The 24,198-nt window shown below is 60.9% G+C and carries 16 protein-coding genes and 6 pseudogenes; 15 read left to right on the plus strand and 7 right to left on the minus strand.

Annotated elements, in window-relative coordinates:
- Window positions 1-38 precede the first annotated feature (38 nt).
- The 5 genes and pseudogenes from tnpC to BG90_RS33785 form a co-directional block, all read right to left on the minus strand.
- Window positions 39-1,057: pseudogene (gene tnpC, locus BG90_RS33780) on the minus strand (IS66 family transposase); the annotation flags it as partial.
- Window positions 1,058-1,087: 30 nt separating this feature from the next.
- Window positions 1,088-1,377, minus strand: a pseudogene (gene tnpB, locus BG90_RS38095) (IS66 family insertion sequence element accessory protein TnpB).
- A gap of 118 nt (window positions 1,378-1,495) precedes the next feature.
- On the minus strand, window positions 1,496-1,822 hold the full coding sequence (gene tnpA / locus BG90_RS24145; RefSeq protein ID WP_232355230.1) for an IS66-like element accessory protein TnpA: 327 nt from the start codon (window positions 1,820-1,822) through the stop codon (window positions 1,496-1,498).
- A gap of 73 nt (window positions 1,823-1,895) precedes the next feature.
- Window positions 1,896-2,579 (minus strand): annotated as a pseudogene (locus BG90_RS24150) (bifunctional aspartate transaminase/aspartate 4-decarboxylase); the annotation flags it as partial.
- A 160-nt stretch (window positions 2,580-2,739) separates the two neighbouring features.
- Window positions 2,740-3,441, minus strand: coding sequence for an aspartate-alanine antiporter-like transporter (locus tag BG90_RS33785; RefSeq protein WP_232288989.1), 702 nt, complete (start codon window positions 3,439-3,441; stop codon window positions 2,740-2,742).
- A gap of 748 nt (window positions 3,442-4,189) precedes the next feature.
- On the opposite strand from BG90_RS33785, the gene BG90_RS24160 reads away from it, so the two are divergent.
- From BG90_RS24160 to BG90_RS33800, 14 genes and pseudogenes are all read left to right on the plus strand, one after another.
- A complete protein-coding gene (locus BG90_RS24160) occupies window positions 4,190-5,704 on the plus strand; it encodes a c-type cytochrome (RefSeq protein ID WP_232355290.1) in 1,515 nt (504 codons plus the stop codon).
- A complete protein-coding gene (locus BG90_RS24165) occupies window positions 5,701-6,357 on the plus strand; it encodes a TorD/DmsD family molecular chaperone (protein ID WP_010111742.1) in 657 nt (218 codons plus the stop codon). Before BG90_RS24160 ends, BG90_RS24165 begins: the two co-directional genes overlap by 4 nt.
- 8 nt (window positions 6,358-6,365) lie before the next feature.
- Window positions 6,366-8,840, plus strand: a complete 2,475-nt coding sequence (torA, locus tag BG90_RS24170) for a trimethylamine-N-oxide reductase TorA (RefSeq protein ID WP_010121699.1) — start codon at window positions 6,366-6,368, stop codon at window positions 8,838-8,840.
- Window positions 8,834-8,923 (plus strand): annotated as a pseudogene (locus BG90_RS35615) (ABC transporter permease); the annotation flags it as partial. The gene torA and the pseudogene BG90_RS35615, both read left to right, overlap by 7 nt.
- Window positions 8,924-9,584: 661 nt before the next feature.
- Window positions 9,585-9,992, plus strand: coding sequence for an adenine nucleotide alpha hydrolase family protein (locus BG90_RS37520; RefSeq protein ID WP_081464426.1), 408 nt, complete (start codon window positions 9,585-9,587; stop codon window positions 9,990-9,992).
- Complete coding sequence (locus BG90_RS38100; protein WP_374189784.1) at window positions 9,904-10,329, plus strand: hypothetical protein; 426 nt, start codon at window positions 9,904-9,906, stop codon at window positions 10,327-10,329. Before BG90_RS37520 ends, BG90_RS38100 begins: the two co-directional genes overlap by 89 nt.
- 22 nt (window positions 10,330-10,351) lie before the next feature.
- Complete coding sequence (locus BG90_RS24180; RefSeq protein ID WP_038801752.1) at window positions 10,352-11,665, plus strand: HAAAP family serine/threonine permease; 1,314 nt, start codon at window positions 10,352-10,354, stop codon at window positions 11,663-11,665.
- An 11-nt stretch (window positions 11,666-11,676) separates the two neighbouring features.
- On the plus strand, window positions 11,677-13,101 hold the full coding sequence (locus BG90_RS24185; RefSeq protein WP_010111738.1) for an L-serine ammonia-lyase: 1,425 nt from the start codon (window positions 11,677-11,679) through the stop codon (window positions 13,099-13,101).
- 266 nt (window positions 13,102-13,367) lie between these two features.
- A complete protein-coding gene (pflB, locus tag BG90_RS24190) occupies window positions 13,368-15,614 on the plus strand; it encodes a formate C-acetyltransferase (protein WP_326972867.1) in 2,247 nt (748 codons plus the stop codon).
- 93 nt (window positions 15,615-15,707) lie between these two features.
- The gene (gene pflA / locus BG90_RS24195) at window positions 15,708-16,505 is read left to right on the plus strand and encodes a pyruvate formate-lyase-activating protein (RefSeq protein WP_232239151.1); all 798 of its coding nucleotides are present in this window, start codon (window positions 15,708-15,710) and stop codon (window positions 16,503-16,505) included.
- 36 nt (window positions 16,506-16,541) lie between these two features.
- Window positions 16,542-17,819: an acetate/propionate family kinase gene (locus tag BG90_RS24200; RefSeq protein ID WP_045568420.1), complete on the plus strand. Its 1,278-nt coding sequence runs from the start codon at window positions 16,542-16,544 to the stop codon at window positions 17,817-17,819.
- A gap of 65 nt (window positions 17,820-17,884) precedes the next feature.
- Window positions 17,885-19,963, plus strand: coding sequence for a phosphate acetyltransferase (gene pta, locus BG90_RS24205; protein WP_010121691.1), 2,079 nt, complete (start codon window positions 17,885-17,887; stop codon window positions 19,961-19,963).
- A gap of 12 nt (window positions 19,964-19,975) precedes the next feature.
- Window positions 19,976-20,896 carry a formate/nitrite transporter family protein gene (locus tag BG90_RS24210; RefSeq protein WP_010121689.1) on the plus strand — a complete coding sequence of 307 codons (921 nt, stop codon included), beginning with the start codon at window positions 19,976-19,978 and terminating at the stop codon, window positions 20,894-20,896.
- Window positions 20,897-21,029: 133 nt separating this feature from the next.
- Window positions 21,030-21,589, plus strand: a pseudogene (locus BG90_RS33800) (transposase family protein); the annotation flags it as partial.
- A gap of 42 nt (window positions 21,590-21,631) precedes the next feature.
- On the opposite strand, the pseudogene BG90_RS24215 reads toward BG90_RS33800, so the two are convergent.
- Together BG90_RS24215 and BG90_RS24220 are read right to left on the minus strand one after the other, a co-directional pair.
- A pseudogene (locus BG90_RS24215) lies at window positions 21,632-21,832 on the minus strand (DDE-type integrase/transposase/recombinase); the annotation flags it as partial.
- A gap of 386 nt (window positions 21,833-22,218) precedes the next feature.
- Window positions 22,219-22,881: a LuxR C-terminal-related transcriptional regulator gene (locus BG90_RS24220; protein ID WP_010111727.1), complete on the minus strand. Its 663-nt coding sequence runs from the start codon at window positions 22,879-22,881 to the stop codon at window positions 22,219-22,221.
- A 416-nt stretch (window positions 22,882-23,297) separates the two neighbouring features.
- Here BG90_RS24220 and BG90_RS33805 point away from each other — a divergent pair, with 416 nt between their 5' ends.
- Window positions 23,298-24,173 carry a condensation domain-containing protein gene (locus BG90_RS33805; protein WP_081470014.1) on the plus strand — a complete coding sequence of 292 codons (876 nt, stop codon included), beginning with the start codon at window positions 23,298-23,300 and terminating at the stop codon, window positions 24,171-24,173.
- Window positions 24,174-24,198: the final 25 nt, after the last annotated feature.

Here is a 24,198-nt window from a genome sequence, read left to right on the forward strand (position 1 = left end):
CTACAGAATGAAGAAATCGGGAATCACGGATAGGTCCGAACTTCATAGACGTACCGCCGGGCATGATCCCAACATGCCGCCTCACGGACCTTGCCGCGCTCGTACAGTTCGTTGAAGCCGCCGTAGGCGTCGGCCTGCAGGATGCCCTCGAATCCGGCCAGATGGGACTGCGGATGGATGCCCTTGCGGTCCGGCGAGTAGGCAAACCACACCGCCGCCGGCTCCGTCGAGCCCGAACGGCGGTCGTCGCGCACGTACACCCAGAGTCGCCCGGTCTTCGTCTTCGTCTTCTTCTTCTTCTCGCCCGGCGCGAGCACCGGGATCGGCGTGTCGTCCGCGTGGAGCTTGGACGTTGCCATCGTGTAGCGGCGCAGCGCCTCGGTCAGCGGCTCGCAAAGCGCCTCACATTGACGACCCAGCGTCCCATGCTGGCCGGGTCGAGCTTCACGCCATCGCGCGCGGCAATCTGCGACTGCCGGTACAGCGGCGCGTGGTCAGCGTACTTCGAGACGAGGATGTCGGCCAGCAGGCTCGGATGAGCAATGCTGCGCGTGATCGGCAGGCCGGGCATGGGCGGTTGCGAGAGGTGGTGGCCGCACGGACAAACCGTTTTGCGCCGAATCGTGCGAATCACCTTGAACACCGCCGCGACCCGGGCAAGTTGCTCGGACACGTCCTCTCCGAGCGGCTGCATCGCGCTGCCGCACTTCGGGCAGGTCGCGTCAGCTTCCAGCACGCGTTCTTCGCGTGGCAGATGCGGCGGTAGCGCTTCCTTCGGCGACGCGTCGCCGGCAGGCGTGCCTGCACTCGATTGACGGGCGCGTCGCACGTCCGCGACGCCACGCTCACCCGTCAGATCGTCGAGCGCGGTTTCGAGCCGCGCGACCTCCCGGTCCAACTGCTCGGACTTGCGCCCGAACTGCATGCGCTTGAATTTGTCGATCTGTGCCTTGAGCTGCTCGATCTCGAGATCACGCTCGGCAAGCTGAGCTCGGGCCTCGACCAGCAAGGCTCGCAGCGTTTCAACATCGTCAGGAAGTTCGGCGCCGTTCGACATGCGGCGCAGTTTACGAGCCTTCCTCGCGGTTTACAACATCGACAGTGCAGCGGTGCGACGCGGCTGCCGCCAATCGATGCCTTCGAGCAACATCGACAATTGCGCCGCCGTCAGATGGACCTTGCCGCCATCGGCCTGCGGCCAGACGAAGCGGCCACGCTCAAGCCGCTTCGCGAGAAGCCAGAGCCCGTCCTCGGTTGCCCACAGGACCTTCACGAGATCGCCCCGGCGTCCCCGGAAGATGAACACGTTGCCCCCAGCGGATTCTCCTCAAGCGCCGTCTGCACCTTCGCCGCCAGCCCCTGGAATCCGCAGCGCATGTCGGTGATGCCCGCAACAAGCCAGACGCGTGTACCCGTGGGCAGGGAGATCACGACCGCACGCTCCCCAGTACGGCCCGCAGCGTATCGGCATCGACCACGCCGTCGACCTTGACGATCACCCCGCCGATCCGAATCTCGATCGTCCCGGTTCGCGGTGTCGGATGGCCGGCGCCGGTGGCATCGTCACCTGCGGCGGCGGCGTCTCATGAATCACCGCCACTGGAATCAGCGACGTCGATTCGGCCTGCAATTGCGCGCAATATCGACGACGCCACGTGAACAGCATGTTTGCATTGATGCCATTCTCCCGCGCCAGCTTCGCGACCGACATACCAGGCTCGCAGGCCGCGGCCGCAAGCGGGCGTCGAAACTCGGGATCATGGTTCGGACGGCCCTTGCGGTTACCCGGCTTGGCTTCCAACTCCGTCACAGTGGTGTCCATCAATTCGAATGATGGACATCACTTTGGGGGGCAACCCTCGTCGCCGTCTATGATGGCCGTCGTGAGGTGCTTACCCTGGAAGCAGCACGACGCGCGCTCCGCGAGCTAACCGAAACAGTAGGTCCGACGGCTCGACACGTTCGAGCAGCCAGTCGACGAACGCTCGCCCGAACATCCGCTCGCAGAGGAAATCGAGATCCAGGATCGTGTAGTAGTCGACTTGGTTCGGGTCGCTTTCGTCGAACGACACGCCCATCTCCTCGTAGAGCGCGCGCTTGCGGCTGCGGATCGGGTGCTTGAGCGCCTGCTTGTACGCATCCGGCGTATCCATCAACGAGAACAGCGAGAACGACGAGAACAACACCATCTGCACCTGCCGCTGCGTGGAGAGGCCCGCCGTGTGGTTGAGCGCCACACTCCGGCTGTCGGCGACGAGGCGGTCGATGAACTTCAGCGAGTCCGGATCGGTCGTGATGGATTCATAGCGCTCACGCAACTCGCACTTGTGCTCTTCCGAGAGTTCGCCGATGAGCTTGTCGAGGACATTGTCGCGATGTAGCGCGATAGTGCCGAGAAGCCAGCCCGTCGCACCGAAGTACTTCGAGTACGAATAGACGAGGATCGTGTTGCGCGGAGCCAGCGCGAACAGCGATACGAAATTGTCCGCGAAAGTGCCGTAGACATCGTCAGTCAGTAGGATCACGTCGGGCCGCTCCTTCACGATTTCGGCGATATAGGCGAGGCTTTCGTCGCTCATGCACCTCGGCGGTGCGACTTACGAACGCCGGCAGGACCGTTGCCGTGGCATCGGTCGTGCTGCCGGCGCCGCCCAGCTTTCGCCACAGGCGCGCCATTTCCGCCTTCAAGTCGGGTCTGCAACAGGAATGGTGCAAGCTGGGTTGTGAAGATGACGATCGTCAACAGGCCGAACAGATAGCAAATGCTGTATGCAGTCGCGATGTTGGCCTGCAGGCGCGCGATTTCCCCGGTCGACGGCCCGAGCTTCGAGATCGCTTCGGAAGTCGTGCCGATGACAGTGCAGCGCCCGCAAGCAATCCCGATGCCGTGCCAGGATCTAGATGCAGCGCCATCTCCGTACAGGCGGCAATCGCGAGCACCGATATCACCTCGATGACGGACAGGATGCCGAGCCGCTGGCCGTTCCGGATGTTCGAAAAGAACCGTGGTTCGCCGGTGGAGCCGAGCGCGAAGATGAACAGCGCGAATGCGATGCTTTTCAGGTCCGTGTCAAGGCGGATGCCCGCCTGACCGATGACGAGCGCGGTGATCAGCGTGCCACACACGCTTCTGGGCGAAACTGGGCCGACGCGGACCGAGGCGATCAGATGTCCGGCTGCCAGGCATGCGAACAATGCGATCTCCGGCTGGTCGCTCAGTAAACCTTCAAGCATGGCGCCCCATCCCGCTGGACATAGTCCGTCCGGACGACACATGAAGCGGCGATACGAGAGCACGTGGGCAGAGCTTTTCAATGCATCGGTGCGATGACGGCGGAAGCGAATGTGCAGCGCGTGGATCTTGGCGATTGAGAAATCCGCACTGGTGGAGGAAAACCAACGGAAAACGATGAGGTTGTGCTTTCCATGGTTAATTAACATTAAATATTCATATTCTCTTATTTGGAAGAATTTTGCGATCGGAAATTTATCAGATCGACGATCTATCGTTTTGCAAAAAAGTCGAAAGATCCTTGATTGTGGTCACGATGGAATTTCGGATTTAACGAGCAATGCCAACTTGTCGAGTCGCTTATTGTCATCGGATGAAAGGAGTGCTCGTGAACCGTTCAATTTGAGGGATATGTAAAGTTTTGTGCCGAACTCACTGGGAAGATTGGTAATGAGGGTGAAATTCAGGCGATTGTTTGCTGATATTTGTCGATCAATAAAAGATAGGTATCCAGAATAATTGGCGCGGTGAAGGTCTGTTGAAGGATTGGTCGTGGGAGCAGATATCGAATCGCGCATACATATGACAGATGGACGCATGCGGTGCGTGAATTGATTGCGATAATCGGACAATTCAACAGCAAGCCAGCTTTGGTATTGAGACGTGTCAAAGATCGCTGATTGTCATGTCGTTACCATGCTTTCATACGTCGGTCGGATGAGGATAAATTGGAATCTGTCATACGGTCGCCGGATTGCGAGCGGAATCGAAGAGGCGATCCGGTGAACTAAACGTTGGCTCACGCGGCCGGGTAGCGACCGAGGTACGGCGCTACTGTCGGCGAATGGCGAGTGAAGGAGCAGGGCAGTGAAGAAACAGTTATGGATATGGGGCGGATTGCTGGCTACGTGCGCACTCGCGTTGTTCTGGGCGCTAACTTCGCCTCCCGTGTGGCGGATGCTGAAACCGTCACGCGACCTGATCGACTCGGCCCCCCCAAACTTGCGCAACGGACGCACGCTGTTCGTCGCGGGCGATTGTGCGACCTGCCATGCGTCGCCGGACAGGCACGACGAGACGCTGCTCGGCGGCGGACGGTCGCTGAACACGGTGTTCGGGACGTTCCGCATGCCGAACATTTCTCCGGACCCGAAGGACGGCATCGGATCGTGGACGCTCGAACAGTTCATTATCGCGATGCGCGAGGGCGTGCTAGCGGAAAAGGGAAATGCGTATCCCGCGTTTCCCTATACCTCGTACCAGCACATGACCACTGCCGATTTGCGGGACTTGTTCGCCTATCTCAAGTCGCTGCCGCCCGTCGAGGGACGACAGCCGGATCACGACCTGAAATTCCCGTTCTCGATCCGCCGAGGTATCGGACTGTGGCGACTCGCGTTCCTCTCGGGCGCACCGCTGCCCGTGGAGGTCGGGAAAAGCGAGCGGTGGATCCGTGGCCGATACCTCGTCGAGGGGCCGGGACACTGCGTGGAGTGTCATTCGCCCCGCACCTTCGCCGGCGTCATTCCGGACGACAAGCGCTTTGCGGGCGGACCGAACGCGGAGGAAACAGGCTACGTGCCCAATATCACGCCCGACGAGACCGGAATCGACTACTGGTCGATCGAGGACATAGCGAGGTATCTGAAAGCGGGCGTGACGCCGATTGGAATTCGGGCTGGCGGCGACATGAAGGAAGTGATCAAAAATACCTCGCGTTTGACGGACTCGGACCGGTTGGCCATTGCGACGTATTTGAAGACGCTGCCGGCCGTTCATGCGCTTGGCCCGGGCCAGCAACAACCGAATCATGGCGAGAAGGTTCTGCTTCTGCCGCCGTCCGCGAATTCGGCGGCGACCTCCAGGGTCGGCGCGCTGGCGGGAAGGCCGGCCGAACTGGCGAAGGCCAATGCGCTGTATGTCGTGTCGACGAAGCCGTTCTATCTCGACAAGCCCGCTAACGGTACGACGGCACAGCCGGACGGAAAGCTGCTCGCGGCGGCGGAGCTGGTGGTGCTGGCGCGCAACGGAAACTGGCTGCAGGTCCGCTTGCGCGGATGGCAGCAGGCCGGTTCGGAAAGCGCGTTCTATGCGCGTCGCGGCCAGCGCATCATGCAGGCCGTGCTGTCGAGCAAGGCCTTGTCCGACATGGTGCACGACAGAACGATACGCGACCCGGAAACGGGCCAGGACTGGACCCAGGGCAGCCTGACGATGTGGATCAGCAGCGATGGCCTGAGCGCTGATCTCCAGCGACTCTGGCATTACAGCGACGATCTGATGAGTCATACCTGCGCGGTCTGTCACGCGCGTCCGGACAGCAAGGACTTTCTCGCGAATCAGTGGATTGGCACGCTCGGCGCGATGCGGCACTTCACGTCGCTCGATGATGACCAGTATCGCCTGCTGCTGACGTGGCTCCAGTATCACGCGAAAGACGTCAGCACCGAAGCCGGGAGTACCGGACGATGATCGACGAGGCAAGCGAATTCCGTGCACTCGTCGCGAGCTGGATCGCCGGCCTGTTGGCCGCGCCGCTCGACGAGATGACGATTGCGCACTATCGGGAGCCGGACATTGCTGCGTTGCTGGACGAACTGGCCGCGGCGCTGGATTGCCATTCAGCGATCACTGGGATGCACGCAGCACTGGCATCGACCGACTCACCCCGAACGGCGGCACTCGACCTGTCGGTGGCATACACACGTCTGTTCGAGGGCGTGACCGGTGCGCCTGCCGTGCCGCTATACGAAAGCGCCTACATGGGCAGCCGCCTGTTCGACCAGGCAACGCACGACATGGCCTCGCTGTTGCCTCGAGTTGGCATGGCGATACGCCGCGGCAGCGGCGAGCCCCCCGATCACATATCCGTCGAACTTGCGTTGCTGGCGAGCCTGCTGCGCAAGGGCGACGACGACAACGCGAAACGGATGGAAGCACGCCTTCGCAGGTGGATTCCGGCGTTCGTCGCCGCCTGCCGCGATCGCGATCCCGGTGGCTTCTATGGCTCGACCGCCACCTTGCTCGGCTCGCTGTTCGGCTTGCTGCCGTCGGATGCCCTACACGGCAACGGCGAACCGGACGCGCATCCCGTGCCGACACGCACTGATTATTCGAGAACATAGGAGTTACCATGCCGAAACAAAACGATTCGTCGCGCGACGCGAGCCTGTCGCGGCGCGCGTTCGTCAAGAGGGCACTCGCGACGGGTTTCCTGGGTGCGACGGCCAGTTACAGTCTGCTGGAATCCGGCGCACGAGCGACTCCGGTCGCGGCCGGAACGCGTGAAATCCTCACGGGCTCTCACTGGGGCGCTTTCCGGGCAACCGTCGTCAACGGGCTTGTGACCGACGTGAAGCCGTGGGAGGGTGATCCGCATCCGTCGCACCAGTTGCCGGGCGTGATCGACTCGATCTATTCGCCGACCCGCATTCGTTATCCGATGGTCCGGCGCGCCTGGCTTGAGCACGGTCCAGGGGCCGACGTCGAGGGCCGGGGCCGCGGCGATTTCGTGCGTGTCAGTTGGGACCGTGCACTGGACCTCGTCGCGGCGGAACTGAAGCGCGTTCGGGACAAGTACAGCGCGAGTGGCATCTACGCGGGTTCGTATGGCTGGCAGAGTCCGGGAAAAGTGCACCCGCCGCGAACGCTGCTCTCGCGGATGATGACCGTCAACGGCGGTTTCGTCGGCTATAGCGGTGATTACTCGACTGGGGCCGCGCAGGTCATTTTGCCGTATGTCGTTGGTTCGATCGACGTGTACGAGCAACCGACCGTGTGGCCCGTCGTGCTCGAACATACTGATCTGATGGTCTTCTGGGGGGCCAATCCCGTGTCAACTAACCAGATCGGCTGGCTGGTGCCCGATCATGCTGCATATCCGGCGATGGAGGCGCTGCGCAGGAAGGGTACACGTGTGCTCTGCATCGATCCCGTGCGCAGCGAGACCTGCCGGTACTTCGATGCCGAATGGATCGCGCCGCGACCGCAAACGGATGTGGCGATGATGCTGGGCATCGCGCACACGCTCTATGTCGAAAACCGCCACGACAAGGCGTTCCTCGAACGCTACACGACGGGCTTCGACCGCTTCGAACCGTATCTCACGGGCAAATCGGATCGTGTGCCCAAGGATGCCGACTGGGCTTCGCGCATTTGCGGCGTGCCGGCCGAGACCATCCGGGCGCTGGCGCGCCGGTTCGCATCGAAGCGCACCATGCTTGCGGCGGGGTGGTCGATGCAACGGCAGCATCATGGCGAGCAGGCGCACTGGATGCTGGTCACGCTCGCGAGCATGCTCGGCCAGATCGGGCTACCGGGCGGCGGCTATGGCTTCACGTATCACTATGCGAACGGCGGCAGCCCGTCCGCGACGAGTCCGGTTCTGCCCGGCATCGATGCGGGCAGCGGCAAGGCCGTGTTCAAGGGCAGCGCCGCGCGAAGGATTCCCGTCTCGCGCGTGGTGGAGATGCTGAACAATCCCGGCAAGCCATTCGACTTCAACGGAACGCGCGCCACCTATCCCGACATTCACCTCGCCTATTGGGCCGGCGGCGATCCCTTCGCGCATCACCAGGACCGCAACGCGATGCTCAAGGCGTGGCGCAAGCTCGACACCTTCATCGTCCATGATTTCCAATGGACGCCGACCGCGCGTCACGCGGATATCGTGCTGCCTGCGACGACTTCCTACGAGCGCAACGACATCGAACAGATCGGCGACTATTCCGGCACGCACTTCCTGGCGATGCACAAGGTCGTCGAGCCGCTGTACGAAGCGCGAAGCGACTATGACATTTTCGCCGCGATCTGCGACCGGCTCGGCACCGGCGACGCATTTACCGAGGGCAGGGACGAGATGGGCTGGATACGCGTGTTCTACGAGGCCGCTCGCGTTCAGGCGCGCGGGATGTCAATGGAGATGCCCGTATTCGACGTGTTCTGGCGCAGCAACAAGGCGCTTGCGTTCCCGGTCCGCGAGGATGCGAAGCAATACGTCCGCCACAAGGCGTTTCGCGACGATCCGCTGCTCAACGCGCTCGGCACGCCTTCTGGAAAGATTGAGATCTACAGTTCGACCATCGCGAAGATGAAATACGACGACTGTCCGCCGCATCCGACATGGATGGAACCGATCGAGCGACTCGACGGGCCGAAGGCAAAGTTTCCGCTTCACGTCGTGAGCCCGCACCCGCACAGCCGGCTGCATTCGCAGCTGTGCGGCACCGTGCTGCGCAAGACCTATGCGATCCGGGACCGCGAACCGTGCCTGATGCACCCCGAGGATGCGGCGAAACGCGGGATCAACGACGGCGACGTGATCCGCGTCTTCAACGATCGCGGGCAGATTCTCGTCGGCGTCAGGGTGACCGACGCGATTCGGAAAGGATGCATCATGATTCATGAGGGCGGATGGTTCGATCCCATTTCGCCGGGACAGCCAGGCAGCCTGTGCCGATACGGTGACGTCAACAATCTGACTGTCGGCATCGGGACATCGCGGCTGGCGCAAGGCAACTGCGGACACACTGCCATCGCAGATGCGGAGAAGTTTCGCGGAAGGTTGCCGGTGATCGACGTGTTCGACGCGCCGAAAGGCGCGGCGTAGCGGGCTTCATCGTGATCGGCCTACTCATTGGGAAACTCGTGTTCGATACGCTCGAACACACGACCGTGCGTCGTCAGGGCGTGTTCACACCATCGCAGGCTTTCGACAATCAACGGGGCGACAACATGCCATATGGAAGTTCGATGTCCGAATCGATACTCTTTGAACATGCATCAATTGAGAAATGTGAAGTGCCGTTCGGCCCGAAAGGCGATGTTGCTTCCGCTGTCCGCCAAACAGATCCGGAATCTCTTGCTGAAGCATCATCTTGCAGTCGCGACGCTTGCCGCGCGTCGCGGCAATGGTGACTAGGTCGACGCGATCATCGGCGTGCTGTATCTCGCGTACTTTCTCCGACGAGCCGATTCGCCGGTATTCGAATGTGCGGAGGCGTCGATCGGGAGGTGCATATCGCGCGCCGAGCGCGGTCAGCCCTGGATGCTGACCGATGCGGAGCGCAAGGCAATCGCGCCACTGCTAATTCTTCACGACTCGCAACTCGACGAAGTGCCGGTCCGTCGGTATCTCGAAGCTTGCGAGAAAGTCGAACGGATGATCGAGCGCGCAGCGCCGTCTCTCATTTGTCCGCTCGAACGCTAGGTGCGCGCCGGAAAATCTGTCGACGTGCATCGTGTCAGGTTGCCCGCCGATTCCTGATCAGCAGCGTTTGTAGACCATCAACGGCCGGTGCGCGCCCGTCATATGTCGGCGCACGCAGCTAACGAATGAAAGGAATATCGAAACATGGCCAACCTGATCATCGCCGAGCATGACAACCTATCGCTCGCGTCGCCGACGTTGAGCACAATCGGTGGCGCGATTCGCATGCTTGTCGCTGGACACAATGCACGGGAAGCGGCCGTTCACGCCGCGTCCGTCGGAGGCGTGGAAAAGGCCTTGCTGGCGGATGCGCCGCAACTGACCAGCGGCAGCGGCCTAGCGGAGCACGTCGAAGCCACCGTGATGACGGTCTTTCGCGCACACTCGCATATCGTCGTTCCGGCATCCACATACGGAAAGAACATCGCGCCGCGCGTGGCGCGCCAGGCTCGACGTTGCACAGATCAGCGATGTCGTCACAGTCCGTGGCGACGACACGTTCGAGCGTCCGATCTACGGCAGACATCTGATCGCAACGGTGCAATCGAGTGATCCGGTCAAGGTCGGTACGGTACGGACGACAAGCTTTGATTCGGTGATTACGGGAAACGAAAGCGCAGCGATTTCGATAATCGAAGCGTCGGTCGGCCGGAATCTGTTCGCAGTCTTAAGCAGGACCGTCAAGGGCGCGGGCCGGGTGGCACTGTCGAGTTCAGACGTCATCGTGTCGGGTGGCAAGGGTCTTGGAAGCCGCGAGAACCAGTGGTGCCTCATTGAGTCAATGAGCCGGAATCGAAAAATAAACAAAAGGTGCCAACCAGAATGGGGGAGACGGAAAGTGGATTCGGCGTTTGCGAATCTCCTGAATAGTGGAATTATCGTCAATTAAATTTGAAAGGGTGTCCCTGATCATGCAGAAGACCATTACTTCACCTGCCACCCAATCGGGGGCTCCGGTCTGGACCAAACACGACACTGTCTGGATGCTCGGTCTCTACGGCACCGCCATCGGCGCCGGCACCCTGTTCCTTCCGATCAACGCGGGCGTCGGCGGCCTGTGGCCGCTGATCGTGATGGCCATCCTGGCCTTGCCGCTGACGTTCTTCGCCCACCGCGGCCTGACCCGCTTCGTGCTGTCGGGCAGCAAGCAAGGCGCGGACATTACCGAAGTCGTGGAAGAGCACTTCGGCCACAGCGCAGGCAAGCTCATCACGCTGCTGTACTTCTTCGCCATTTATCCGATTCTGCTCGTCTACAGCGTGGCGATCACCAATACCGTGCTGTCCTTCCTGAACAACCAGCTGCACATTTCGGTTGGCACCGGTATCGGGATTCGCGCCGTGTTCTCGCTCGTGTTGATCCTGGGCCTGATGTCCATCGTGCGTCTGGGCGGCAAGTTGATCGTCAAGTCGATGAGCATCCTGGTGTACCCGTTCGTTTGCGCCCTGATGGTCCTTGCTCTTTACTTGATCCCGCAATGGAACGGCGCCGCCATCGAACAAGCCGGAAGCCTGAGCCACGCGATCTCCAGCGGCGCCTTCTACAAAACGCTCTGGCTCGCGATTCCGGTCATGGTGTTCTCGTTCAACCACTCGCCGATCATCTCATCGTTCGCGGTCGACCAGCGCAAGCTGCATGGCACCGACGCCGAACCGGCTTCCAGCCGCGCACTGCTGCGCGCCCACGTAATGATGGTGCTGTCCGTGCTGTTCTTCGTGTTCAGTTGCGTGTTCAGCCTGTCACCGGCCGACCTCGCCGCCGCCAAGGCCCAGAACATCTCGATCCTGACCTACCTGGCCAACCACTTCCAGAACCCGGTGATCGAATGGACCGCGCCGATCATCGCCATGGTCGCCATCAGCAAATCGTTCCTCGGCCACTACCTCGGTGCGAAGGAAGGCTTCAACGGCCTCGTGATCAAGCAACTGCGGCAAAACGGCAAGACGATCGCCACATCCAAGCTCGACCGCTTCACGGCCGTGTTCATGATCGTGACCTGCTGGGCGGTCGCCACGTTCAACCCGTCCATCCTCGGCATGATCGAAACGTTCGGCGGCCCGGTGATCGCGCTGTTGCTGTTCTTGATGCCGATGTACGCGATCAAGAAGATCCCCGCGATGAAGAAATACGCCGGCAAGCCGAGCAACGTGTTCGTCGTGCTGATCGGCCTCATCGCCATCTCCGCGATCTTCTACAACCTGCTCGCCCTTTACACACCATCATAAGAGGTCACGCCATGTTCAGTATGACCGATATCTACAAGATCAGCATCGGCCCATCGAGTTCCCACACCGTCGGCCCGATGAAGGCCGGCCACAAGTTCCTGGGCGTGCTCAAGGAAACCGGCAAGTTCAATCAGGTCACCCGCGTGCAAGTGGATTGCTACGGATCGCTGGCGCTGACGGGCAAGGGGCACTGCACCGACCACGCCATCATCCTTGGCCTCGCCGGCAATCTGCCCGACTCCTTGGACTTGGAAGCCGCAGCCGGCCTGATCGCCGACGTCGAGCAGTCCGGCCATCTGACGCTCGGCCGCACCCAGCAGCGCGTGGCCTTCGAGATGGTTTTCCACACCGCCAACCTGCCGCTGCACGAAAACGGCATGCAGATCCACGCGTTCGCCGGTGATGCGTGCATGCTAACCAAGACCTACTACTCTATCGGCGGCGGCTTCATCGTCGATGAAGAACACTTCAATCAATCGAGTTGCAGCGACGTGCCGGTGCCGCATCACTTCGTCTCCGCGCAGCAGCTCATCGGCATGTGCGATAAAACCGGCTTGTCGATCTCGGCGCTCGTGATGGAAAACGAAATGGCGTTTCATGACGCCACCGACATCCGCGCACACTTCTCTCGCGTATGGGAAGCGATGAAGGGCGGCATGGCGCGCGGCATGCGCACGGAGGGCAATCTGCCTGGCGTGATCGGCATCCCGCGTCGTGCGCCGGCGCTGCACAGGATGCTGACCACCTCGCTGAAAGTAGCCAACGATCCGATGAGCGTGATGGACTGGGTCAACATGTACGCGATGGCGATGTCCGAAGAAAACGCCGCCGGTGGCCGCGTGGTGACCGCGCCGACCAACGGTGCATGCGGCGTGGTGCCGGCCGTGCTGGCCTACTACGACCACTTCATTCAGCCGCTCGACGAAAACACTTGCCTGCGCTTTTTCCTCTCGTCAGGTGCGATCGGATGTCTGTTCAAGCTGAACGCCTCGATCTCCGGCGCCGAAGTAGGCTGTCAGGGTGAGGTCGGTGTCGCCTGTTCGATGGCGGCTGCAGGCCTCACCGAACTGATGGGCGGCAGCCCGTCGCAAGTGTGCATGGCCGCCGAAATCGCCATGGAGCACAACCTGGGGCTGACCTGCGACCCCGTGGGCGGTCAGGTGCAGATCCCGTGCATCGAGCGCAACGCCATCGCAGCAGTGAAGGCGATCAACGCCACCCGCATGGCGATGCATCGCGTGAGTAGTCCCAAGGTATCGCTGGACGGAGTGATTGCCGCGATGTACGAAACGGGAAAGGATATGAACGCTAAGTACCGCGAAACGTCCTGCGGAGGTTTGGCGTTGCAGATTAAAGCGGAAGACAATTGCGTTTACAGTCATCCGGTCCATTGGGTGGACGACGCCGCAAAAGCCTGCTCGGCAAGCACCATGTGACAGTGAACTATCCCGCGTACCGGATGGCTGTCGGCGCGGAATCCAACATTGCTTTTATGGGTACAGCATTTTCACCCGATTCCTCCCGATCATGATAATTGCCCTTGGCTCGGTGATTGCCGCGTCCGTGATCCAGGCCATGGAATAGCTGCTGGGCGAACGCGCGAAGCTGGCGAGCTTATTGACTAAGATCAGCATAACTAATGAAAAGGTCTGAAGATCTGTACCCGATCTTTCGTAATTTACGGAGTTGAATAATGACCATGATGTCGAAAACTCAAGACGTTGAATTCTGGGCAGGTTTTGTTGAGGGGCGTTGGCAGACATCAGTCGATGTGCGCGGCTTCATCCAAGCCAACTATGTGCCGTATCAAGGCGACGACTCGTTCCTCGCCGGTCCGACCGAACGCACGAAGGCTGTCTGGGCGAAGCTGTCCGAGCGCCTGAAGGAAGAACGCAAAAAGGGCGTGCTCGACGTGTCCGCCGATCGCGCTTCGTCGATCACCGCGCACGACGCCGGCTATATCGATCAAGACATCGAGTTGATCGTCGGCCTGCAAACCGATGCGCCGCTCAAGCGCGCGATCATGCCGAACGGTGGCCTGCGCATGGTGGAAAACGGCCTCGAAGCATTCGGCTTCAAGCTCGATCCGGTCGTCCGTGAAATCTGGACGAAGTATCGCAAGAGCCACAATCAGGGCATCTTCGATGCGTATTCGCCGGAAATCCTGGCAGCGCGCAAGTCGGGCATCATCACGGGCCTGCCCGATGCCTACGGCCGCGGCCGCATCATCGGCGACTATCGACGCGTCGCGCTGTATGGCGTCGACTTCCTGATCGCGGAACGTCAGCGCGTGTTCCATGAGCTCGACAACAACGTCTTCGACGACGATACGCTGCGCCTACGCGAAGAGCTATCGGAGCAATATCGTGCTCTAGGCGAATTAAAGGAAATGGCGGCCAAGTACGGCTATGACATCTCGCGTCCGGCCGCCACCGCACGCGAAGCGATGCAGTGGACGTACTTCGGTTATCTGGCTGCCGTGAAGGAGCAAAACGGCGCCGCGATGTCGATCGGCCGCATTTCGACCTTCCTCGACATCTACATCCTGCGCGACCTCGAACGCGGTCTGCTCACCGAGCAACAAGCGCAAGAACTCTTCGACGACCTCGTCATCAAGCTGCGCATCGTGCGCTTCCTGCGCACGCCGGAATACGACCAACTGTTCTCGGGCGATCCGACCTGGGTGACCGAATCGATCGGCGGCATGGGCGAAGACGGCCGTACGCTCGTAACGAAATCGAGCTTCCGGATTCTGAACACGCTGTTCAACCTGGGCCCAGCGCCGGAACCCAACTTGACCGTGCTGTGGTCGGGCAAGCTGCCGGAAGGCTTCAAGGACTTCTGCGCGAAGGTGTCGATCGAGACGTCGTCGATCCAATACGAAAACGACGACATCATGCGTTCCCGCTGGGGCGACGACTATGGCATCGCCTGCTGTGTATCGGCGATGCGCATCGGCAAGCAGATGCAATTCTTCGGCGCCCGCGCGAATCTCGCGAAAGCGTTGCTGTACGCGATCAATGGCGGCGTCGACGAAAAGAGCGGTGTGAAGGTGGCCGAAGGCTTCGAGCCAATCAAGGGCGACGTGCTGAGCTACGAAGAAGTCATGGCCAAGCTCGACCCGATGATGGACTGGCTCGCGAAGACTTACGTCAAGGCGCTCAACGCGATCCACTACATGCATGACAAGTACGCGTACGAACGCATCGAGATGGCGCTGCACGACCGCGACATCCTGCGCACGATGGCGTGCGGCATCGCGGGCTTGTCGGTCGCCGCGGACAGCCTTTCGGCGATCAAGCACGCGAAGGTGCGCATCGTGCGCAATGCGGAAGGGCTGGCCGTCGACTACGCGATCAAGGGCGAATACCCGGCCTACGGCAACAACGACGACCGCGCCGACGGTATCGCTGTGTGGCTGACCGAGACGTTCATGAAGAAGGTTGCGTCGCAGCCGTACTTCTATCGCAATGCAATGCCGACACAATCTGTTCTCACGATTACATCAAACGTGGTCTACGGCAAGAAGACCGGCAACACGCCGGATGGCCGCCGAGCAGGCGAACCGTTCTCGCCGGGTGCGAACCCGATGAACGGCCGTGACAAGAGGGGCTTCGTCGCAGCGGGCGCATCGGTCGCGAAGCTGCCGTACGCGAGCGCGCTCGACGGCATTTCGTGGACTGCTTCGGCCACGCCTGACGCACTCGGCCGCATGGGCGGCGAGCGCGTGAGCAACCTGGCGAAGTGCCTCGACGCCTACACGGGCGCGGGCGGTCACCATGTGAACGTGAACGTGTTCAATCGCGAGACGCTCGTCGATGCGATGGAGCATCCGGAGAAGTACCCGCAACTGACGGTGCGTGTCTCCGGCTATGCGGTGAACTTCGTCAAGCTGACGCGCGAACAGCAACTCGACGTGATTTCGCGCACGTTCCACGCATCGCTGTAATCAGGTAGCAAAGGCGGCCGCCGGGCAGTTCCGGCGGTCGCCATAGATTTCGGAGTAGCAACAATCCAAGCGTAACTGGAAAGAGGAAACATCGTGACTGCCGCCTTCGAAACATCGTGCCAACATTGTGTGCCGGCCCGGAGCGTCAAAGGGGCCATCGGACCGATCGGCTATCTGCATTCGGTGGAAAGCGGCGCGGCAAGCGATGGCCCCGGCATGCGCTTCGTTTTCTTTGTGGCGGGCTGCCCGTTTCGGTGTGTGTATTGCCACAACCCTGATACTTGGAAGCGTACTTCGGGCCGCCTGGTGACGGTCAACGAAGCGATCGCCGAAATCAAGCCGTACATCCCGTTCCTGAAGATGGCGGGCGGCGTGACGGTGTCCGGCGGCGAGCCGCTGATGCAACCGGAGTTCGTGGGAGCCTTGCTTTCCCGCCTGCATGACGACTACGGTCTCCACACCGCACTCGACACGCAAGGCTATTTGGCTCGTAACGTCAACAGCAGTTGGTTCGACGCCGTCGATCTCGTGCTGCTCGACATCAAGCACATTGATCCCGTGAAGTATCGGCAGATCACGAACTGCGAGCTCGCGCCGACTCTCGATTTCGCGCAGCGCCTCGTGCGACTGTCCAAACCGATGTGGATTCGCTATGTGCTGGTTCCCGACCTGACCGACGACGCCGGCGATATCGCGCGCCTGGCCGATGTTCTTGCCGATCTCGGCCCTCTCGTTCAACGGGTCGACGTCCTGCCGTTTCACCAGATGGCCATTCACAAATGGGAGCAGCTTGATCGGGAGTACGCCTTGAAAGATGAGCCGACGCCCACACCCGAGCAGGTCGCCGCCGCCGTCGAAATTTTTCGCTCCCGCCAACTTCCGGCGGTGTGAGCCCAGGTCAACAAAATTGCTGAATCAAAAAGTATCATGCCCACTCCATTCGACCTTGTCCTAGTCATCAATTGCGGCTCCTCGTCGCTGAAATTCACCGTCCTTCCGGCCGGCGGCGGCGAGCCACTCGTTTCCGGCATTGCCGAATGCCTCGGTTTGTCGGATGCGCGGTTGATCATCAAGGAAAACGGTGAAAAAACTACGGTGCCGCTGTCCAGCGGCGCGCACTCGAAGGCGTTGGAAGTCCTGATGCACCGTTTCGACGACGCGGGCCTGCTCGATCGCGTGGCCGTCGTCGGCCATCGCGTCGTGCATGGCGGGGAGCGCTTCACCGAATCCGTGCTAATCACGTCTGAAGTGATTCGAGATATAGAGGTGGTGTCCGGCCTTGCGCCGCTGCACAATCCGGCGAACCTGCTCGGCATCCGCGCGTGCCTCGAAGAACTGCCGTTCGTGCCGCAAGTGGCCGTGTTCGACACCGCGTTCCACCAGACCATGCCGAAAGCCGCGTACTCGTATGCGGTGCCGCAGCGCTTCTACCGCGAGCGCGGCGTGCGTCGCTACGGCTTTCACGGCACGTCGCACCGCTATGTGTCGGGCGAAGCGGTGCGTTTGATCGGGCTCGATCCGAAGGATAGCGGCGTTGTCGTTGCCCATCTCGGCAATGGCGCTTCAGCGACTGCCGTCGTGAACGGCAAGAGCGTCGACACGTCGATGGGCATGACGCCGCTCGAAGGCCTCGTAATGGGTACGCGCTCGGGCGACCTCGACTTCAGCGCAGCGGCGAAGATGGCCAGCGTCGAAGGCGCCGACTTCGGCGAAATGGAGGCGATCCTCAACAGGAAGAGCGGCCTGCTCGGCCTCTCCGAACTGTCGAGCGACTGCCGTGATTTGGAAGCTGCAGCAGCTGGAGGACACGAAGGCGCGCAGCTCGCGCTCGACGTGTTCGTCCACCGCCTCGCCCGCTACATCGGCGCACTCGCCGCGTCGCTGCCGCGCTTCGACGCGCTGATCTTCACGGGCGGCATAGGCGAGAACTCGGTACGCATTCGCAAGATGACGCTCGAACACCTGAAGGTGTTCGGCTTCGTTCTCGACGAAGCCGCCAACAAGGCGGCCGTGGACAGAAAGAGCGGCCGCATCGATAACGGAAGCGGTCCGCAAGCCTGGGTCGTGCCGACCGACGAAGAAGGCACGATCGCCCGCGAAGCCACTGAGATCGCGCGCGCCATCCGCCAATCCGAAGGCGGCGTTTTCGACGCCGGCTCGAAGAAGTCCGCTCGTCGTCCGTCGCCCACGGAGCAACTGTCATGAACGTGACGAATCTACCTCGCACTTTTTATCTTGTTCCGGTATCGCATGACGCCGGCCTTACGTCGATGGCGCTCGGCCTGGTGCGGTCGCTGCAACTCGCCGGCGTGCGCGTCGGTTTCGTGAAGCCGATCGCGCAGCCCGAAGCGTCGACGCGCGATCGCGATCTGTCGAGCCACTTCGCACGCACGCTGTGCGGCACGACGACGCCCGAGCCGATCCCATTCGCCCACGCCGCCGAGATGGTACGCGAGGGGTGCCTTGCCGGTCTGATGGAAGAAGTCGTTGCGATCGTCGAGAGCGCGCGCGAAGGCAATCACGTGATGATCGTCGAGGGCTTGATTCCCTATGTCGACGCGATGATCTCCACACGCTTGAACATCGAGATGATCCGTTCGATGGGCGCCGATCTCGTGCCCGTGGTCACGGGCGGCACGCGCGGCGCGACGGAGCTGGCAGCCATTGCGGCCGGGGCGGCCGAACAGTACAGCAACGGCGGACGGCGTCCGCTCGCCGGCGTGCTGATCAACCGCTGCCGCGGGGCGAACGCATCCGCGCTCGGCAAATTGACGAGCCTCCATCTCGAACGATCGGCGCGCGAGGTGCCGATCCTCGCGGCGGTGCCGACCAATGTGCAGTTGACCGCGCCGCGCCTGATCGACGTCGCGGCCGGTCTCGACCTGACCGTGTTCCGGTCCGGCGATATCGAAACGGCGCGCGTGGAAAACTTCGTGGTTGCCGCGCGCTCGCCGGAAAAGCTGATTCCTCATTTCAAGAGCGGCACGCTCGTGGTCATGCCGGTGGATCGCTCCGACGCGATTCTCGCCGTGGCGTTCACCGCACTGCGCGGGATGCCGCTCGCGGGCCTGATCCTGACCTGCGGCGGCGAGCCGGATCCCGAAGCGATAAAGCTGCTCGAAGCGCCGCCGCTCGACCGCCTGCCGGTCCTGCTGTCGGACGAAGACACGTTCACGGTTGCTTCGCGCCTGACGGGCCTGTCGAGCCACGTGTTCGCCGACGACGCCGTGCGCATGGAGCGCGTGCTCGATTTCATCGCGGGCAACGTCCATGTGGAGCCACTCGTCGCGCGCCTGGACGCGCCGGTCGAAACGTTGATGCCGCCGCCCGTCTTCCGCCATCGCCTGGTCGGCAAGGCACGCTCGGCCGACCGCCGCATCGTGCTGCCTGAAGGCGACGAGCCGCGCACGATCCACGCCGCTGTGATTTGCGCGGAGAAGGGCATTGCCCGTCCGATGCTGCTCGGCGCGCCCGATACGATTCGCTCGGTCGCGGCTGGTCACGGCATTGAGCTGCCGAAGTCGGTCGAAATTCTCGATCCGGAAACGATCCGCGACGCCTATGTCGAGCCGATGGTCGAGCTGCGTAAATCAAAGGGGCTCACCGCGCTGCAAGCCGCGAAGCAGCTCGAAGACACGGTTGTGCTCGGCACGATGATGCTGGCGCGAGGCGATGTCGACGGCCTCGTCTCGGGTGCTGTCCACACGACGGCCAACACGGTTCGTCCCGCGTTGCAGTTGATCAGGGCCGCGCCGGGTAACAGCGTCGTATCAAGCGTGTTCTTCATGCTGATGCCCGACCAGGTGCTCGTCTATGGCGACTGCGCGATCAACCCCGATCCGAGCGCGGAGGAACTCGCAGAAATCGCGATCCAGTCGGCCGACAGTGCGAAAGCCTTCGGTATCGATCCGCGCGTCGCGATGATCTCGTACTCGACGGGCTCGTCGGGCTCGGGCGACGACGTCGAGAAGGTGCGCGCGGCGACTGCGCTCGTGCGCGAACGCCGGCCCGATCTCGTCATTGACGGCCCGATGCAGTACGACGCTGCCACCGTGGAGGCCATCGGCAAGCAAAAGGCGCCAGGCAGCCCCGTCGCCGGCCGCGCCAACGTCTGCATCTTCCCGGATCTCAACACGGGCAACACGACCTACAAGGCGGTGCAACGCTCCGCGAACGTGGTCTCGGTCGGCCCGATGCTGCAGGGCCTGCGCAAGCCGGTCAACGACTTGTCGCGTGGTGCGCTCGTCGACGATATCGTCTACACGATCGCCTTGACCGCTATTCAGGCCGCTGCTGGCGGCGGGAATCCGAATCGCGCGGTACCGCCGGCTCCAGCCGTTGCCGCATAACCAATGAATGTCATGAAACCCGTCACCGAAGTTTCCACGAAGGCCGCCGGTTCAACCGGCGCGGCTTCCAGGCAAGCGGTCGAAGTGCCGCTGTTCGATGCGCTCATGCCGCCCGCCATCGCGCGCGCCGCTGAAGACCTCGGCGTCAAGAAAGCTCACTACGACACCGCGACGCTCTTCGTGCTCGCCATTCTCGGCGGCGCGTTCATCTCATTCGGAGGCTTCTTCGCGATCGTTGCGATGTCGGACGCCGCCGGGCATATGTCGTTCGGCGTGACGCGCCTGATCGGCGGCATCGTGTTCTCGCTCGGCCTCGTGCTGATCATCTGCGGTGGCGCGCAGCTCTTCACGGGCGATTGCCTGATGGTGATGGCGTGGGCGAGCAAGCGTCTGCGGTTTCGCGAGCTGATCCGCGTGTGGGTGACGGTGTGGATCGGCAATGGCGTCGGCGCGGTGGCGACCGCTCTGATTCTGTTCCTGGCGGGTGCCTACAAGATCGGTCACGGCGCGTTCGGCGCGGTCGCGCTCTCGTTCGCGTTGGCCAAGGCGAGCGACGCGCCGATGGAAGCGTTCTTCCTCGCGATTCTCTGCAACGTAATGGTCTGCCTCGCGGTTTGGCTTTCACTGTCGGCGCGCTCGTTTACCGACAAGATGCTCTCCATCATGTTCCCGGTCGCGTTCTTTGTTGCCGCAGGCTTCGAACACTGTATCGCCGATATGTTCTTCGTGCCATTCGGCCTGATGATCGAGCAATGGGCACCGCAGTCGTTTTGGCTCGATCTAGGTCACGGAACCATCACGATTGAACCATTGATTCCGGTTCAGCACTTCCTAGGCAATCTCGCGGTGATCACCGCGGGAAACTGGATCGGTGGGGCGCTCTTGGTGGGCGCAGTTTACTGGTTCGTGTTCCGCTTCAGGCGCTCGCACTGATATCGCGAGGCTTCTCGGCGGCGGCGACTGAGCGTCCGGGCGATGCGCTGTCGGGGGCGTTCGTTTGAGCAGGCGAAGGCTGCCTCTGCCTCGATTCCACGTACAGCAAGAAGTTTGATAACTTTTTGACTGTATGGAGAAGCGGATGGCAGAAAAAGTGGTGCCGAGAAGGCAACGCACATAGGAATTCAAGCAAGAGGCCGTGCGCTTGTCGGAGAACGTTGGCCAGCATGAAACCACTCGTAGGCTGGGCGTGCCGGTGGCGACGCTGGGAAATGGGTGCCGTGTTCAGCGCAAAGGCAATGCGAAAGCGACAACGGGCGCGGCCAGTGCGCCGAGCACGGGTCGTCGACCGATCCGTGAACCGGAAGCGGAGAACAGCCGGCTGCGCAAGGAGCTCGCCAGTGCGAAGCTCGATATCGAGATATTTCAAAAAGCGACGGCATGCTTCGCGAAAGGGGCGCGGTGAGGTGCGCATGGATCGACGAACACCGCGACCAGTACAGCATCACCCGGCTATGCCAGATTCTGGGCGTTTCGCGTAGTGGATATTGCCAGTGGCGGGCTCGCTCGCCCAGCGTCAGAGCGCAGGCCAACGAGGCGCCGGACATCGAAGTGGCGGCCATCTACCGGGCGAGTCGCGGCAGCGATGGCCGTCCGCGCATCGTGCGGCAGTTGCGAGCTCAAAGCCGTCTTCGTGCGACACGATTCTGAATTGACCAGCCCCAATAATCAGGCTTGTTCAAGTGCATCCAGAACGAAGTCCGTGGTCATCGATGAACTAACACGCCAGCCGACAATGCGCCGAGCGAACACATCGATCACAAATGCGACATAGAGCCAGCCCTGCCACGGCTCGACGGTGCAACGTGCCACCGCAATACGCTCCCGGTTCAACTGCTTCCGCACTTTGTCCGCGCCATAAACCTGCATGTTGCCCGCATCACGCTTACGCTGTGCCGGCGTCGCGAAGTCCCGTATCGCCGAGCGCAGAGCGATCGTCAACCGGGATAGCCCCCATTTTAGACGCTGACGTCGCTTGGATGAACATTGGGATGCTGCCGGACAATCCGGTGTCGTTCGAGCGCGCGGGAACAGGGCTAACAGGCATGCCGCCGTTCAGGTGCTCCATGTCGCCAGGTTGAAGGTAGGCAACAATGAAATACGACATGGTTGTTTCAGTCACAGTGGACGGACCCACCCGCGGATTTTCCGGCCCATCAAGGCGTGACGGTCAAGCAAAGGCAGGCGTAGTACGATCGCAGGGCCGGAATGCACGAATCGAGCATGTGCACTTCAGCGGAATGCGCCAGCCTACATTCTCAACGAACTCGTATCGGGGTGCTGAATTTGTAGGACCAGTGAATGACGTCCGCGACATTGTGTGCGCCAAGCTTTTGCATCAGGCGCTGCCGGTAGCAGTCGACGGTTCTCGGACTGATGTTCAGCAGCGACGCAATCTCGCGCCTTCGCGCACCGTCGATGATCAGCTCCAGCACTTGTTTTTCTCGCCGCGTCAACTCGTCTGCGAATCCCGACGGCGCTCGGCTGTCGAGGATCGAAGAGATTTTCGCCTCGTCGAGAGAAGGGTCGATATAGATGCTGCCCGACAGCGCGCGCTCGACGGCGCGCACCATATCATCCGGTTGGCACCATTTCAACACGTAGCCCGACGCGCCATGGCGGATCGCATCTGCCGCGCGCGCTTCCGATTTCAGCGCGGTGAAGACGACGAATTTGACGTCCGGCAGTTCTCCCAAAATCCGCCTCATCTCTATCAGTGGGGCCGCTCCTGGCAGCATCAGGTCCATCAGCACGAGATCCGGCTTGGCGAGGCGGCAGCTATTGCCCGCCTTGGCCATATCCGATGTGCCGAGGACGTCAATGTTGGCAAACGCATTTCGGAGCACGATCTCGATGCCGTCTCGGGTAATCGGATGACTGTCCACGATGAGGGCTCTTTCACACTTTCTATTCACGACCATATTGAAATCCTGTAACTTCCGCAATCGAATCCTGTCACACGGATGCGCGTGCACCTCGCCACAACGCGACGCTCGATAGCGATTAAACGTTTACATCCCATCTCGGTTGGTCTGTCGACGGGATAAAGCACCACGCCCGCGCTTCCGGTGTCGAAATACAAGGTGCTGATGGGATACCTTTGGCATATTTCATCTCCGTTGCTCTGGAAGATCGCGGTCAGACTTTCTGCGCGGGGTGCGCGGTGCTTCGGTGCCTGGGCAATACGTCTAGGTACCGACTTGGACGGGCGAAGAGTATTTGATCAGCATGGCCACTCCCGCGCCGTTTCAAAATCCTGGCCGTCGCTACAGACTACGAACAGTTTCAACTCGAAAGACTGCGCCCGCTTTCAAAAATTCGCTGGCGCCCGGTCGGGATGCCCCTTCCTTTCGTGCAGGATCAAGATATCGGGCATCTTGCGGTTCGAGATCGTCAATTGTTTGCGACACCCAGGTGCATGCCAATCGCTCCTTCCAGCGTGTCAAACATTTCGGGATTCCGATCCATTTTTCAGCATCCTCTACGCATCACATTTCGTTTCGAGATCTTCGCGTCGCTCCGCTTCCCGTTGATGATGCCATGTGGGCGAGATCGGCCAGAATTATTTTCGTTTCAAGGTGGCCAGTTCGAATTTTCAATTGAAGCGCACAAAACGGGTATTGATGAATTCTGTCGTGCATATTCGTGTACGTCCAACTATCTCTTGTTGGCTGCCTTTTTTGTACTTTTCGAGAGGAAAACAGGTCAGCGCGATGTCTGCATTAGATCACCGATTGCGAATAGGAAAAATTCAAACAGGGAGGCTATTATCGGATATTTCGTCCAGCCAGGCGCGTATCGAATCGTGCTAAACAAGAAGATGAGATATATCGATGTGGTGAGGTGTTTGAGTAAGTCGAGTCTGGATGTGTCGGCGAACGCTGAACTGCCGCCCCAGTTTTTCGAAGCATGCGCTGGCGTGGACGTCGGCAGGAGCTACGTATCGCCATTTCAGATTCATTTCAATTATCAGCCATTTTCTCCAGATTTACTCAAATTCGACGACGTCGCCGTCATAAAAGAAAGTGTACCGTTGCAGGGCGTGAAAACGGATCTGACACTTTCTATTTGTGAAGGTGAGAATGCGCTCTCTGGTGTCTTTGGTTACTATGCTGGAATTTTTTGTGGGGAAGATGTAAGGATCCTGGCTTTCGATTATTTGAATATAATTGAAGAGATAATTTCCGACCCGGAAAAAATGGCGGTTGAATGAAGTTCTAGTGGCACATATAAGAGCG

The organism is Burkholderia oklahomensis C6786, assembly GCF_000959365.1.
Lineage (GTDB): Bacteria > Pseudomonadota > Gammaproteobacteria > Burkholderiales > Burkholderiaceae > Burkholderia > Burkholderia oklahomensis.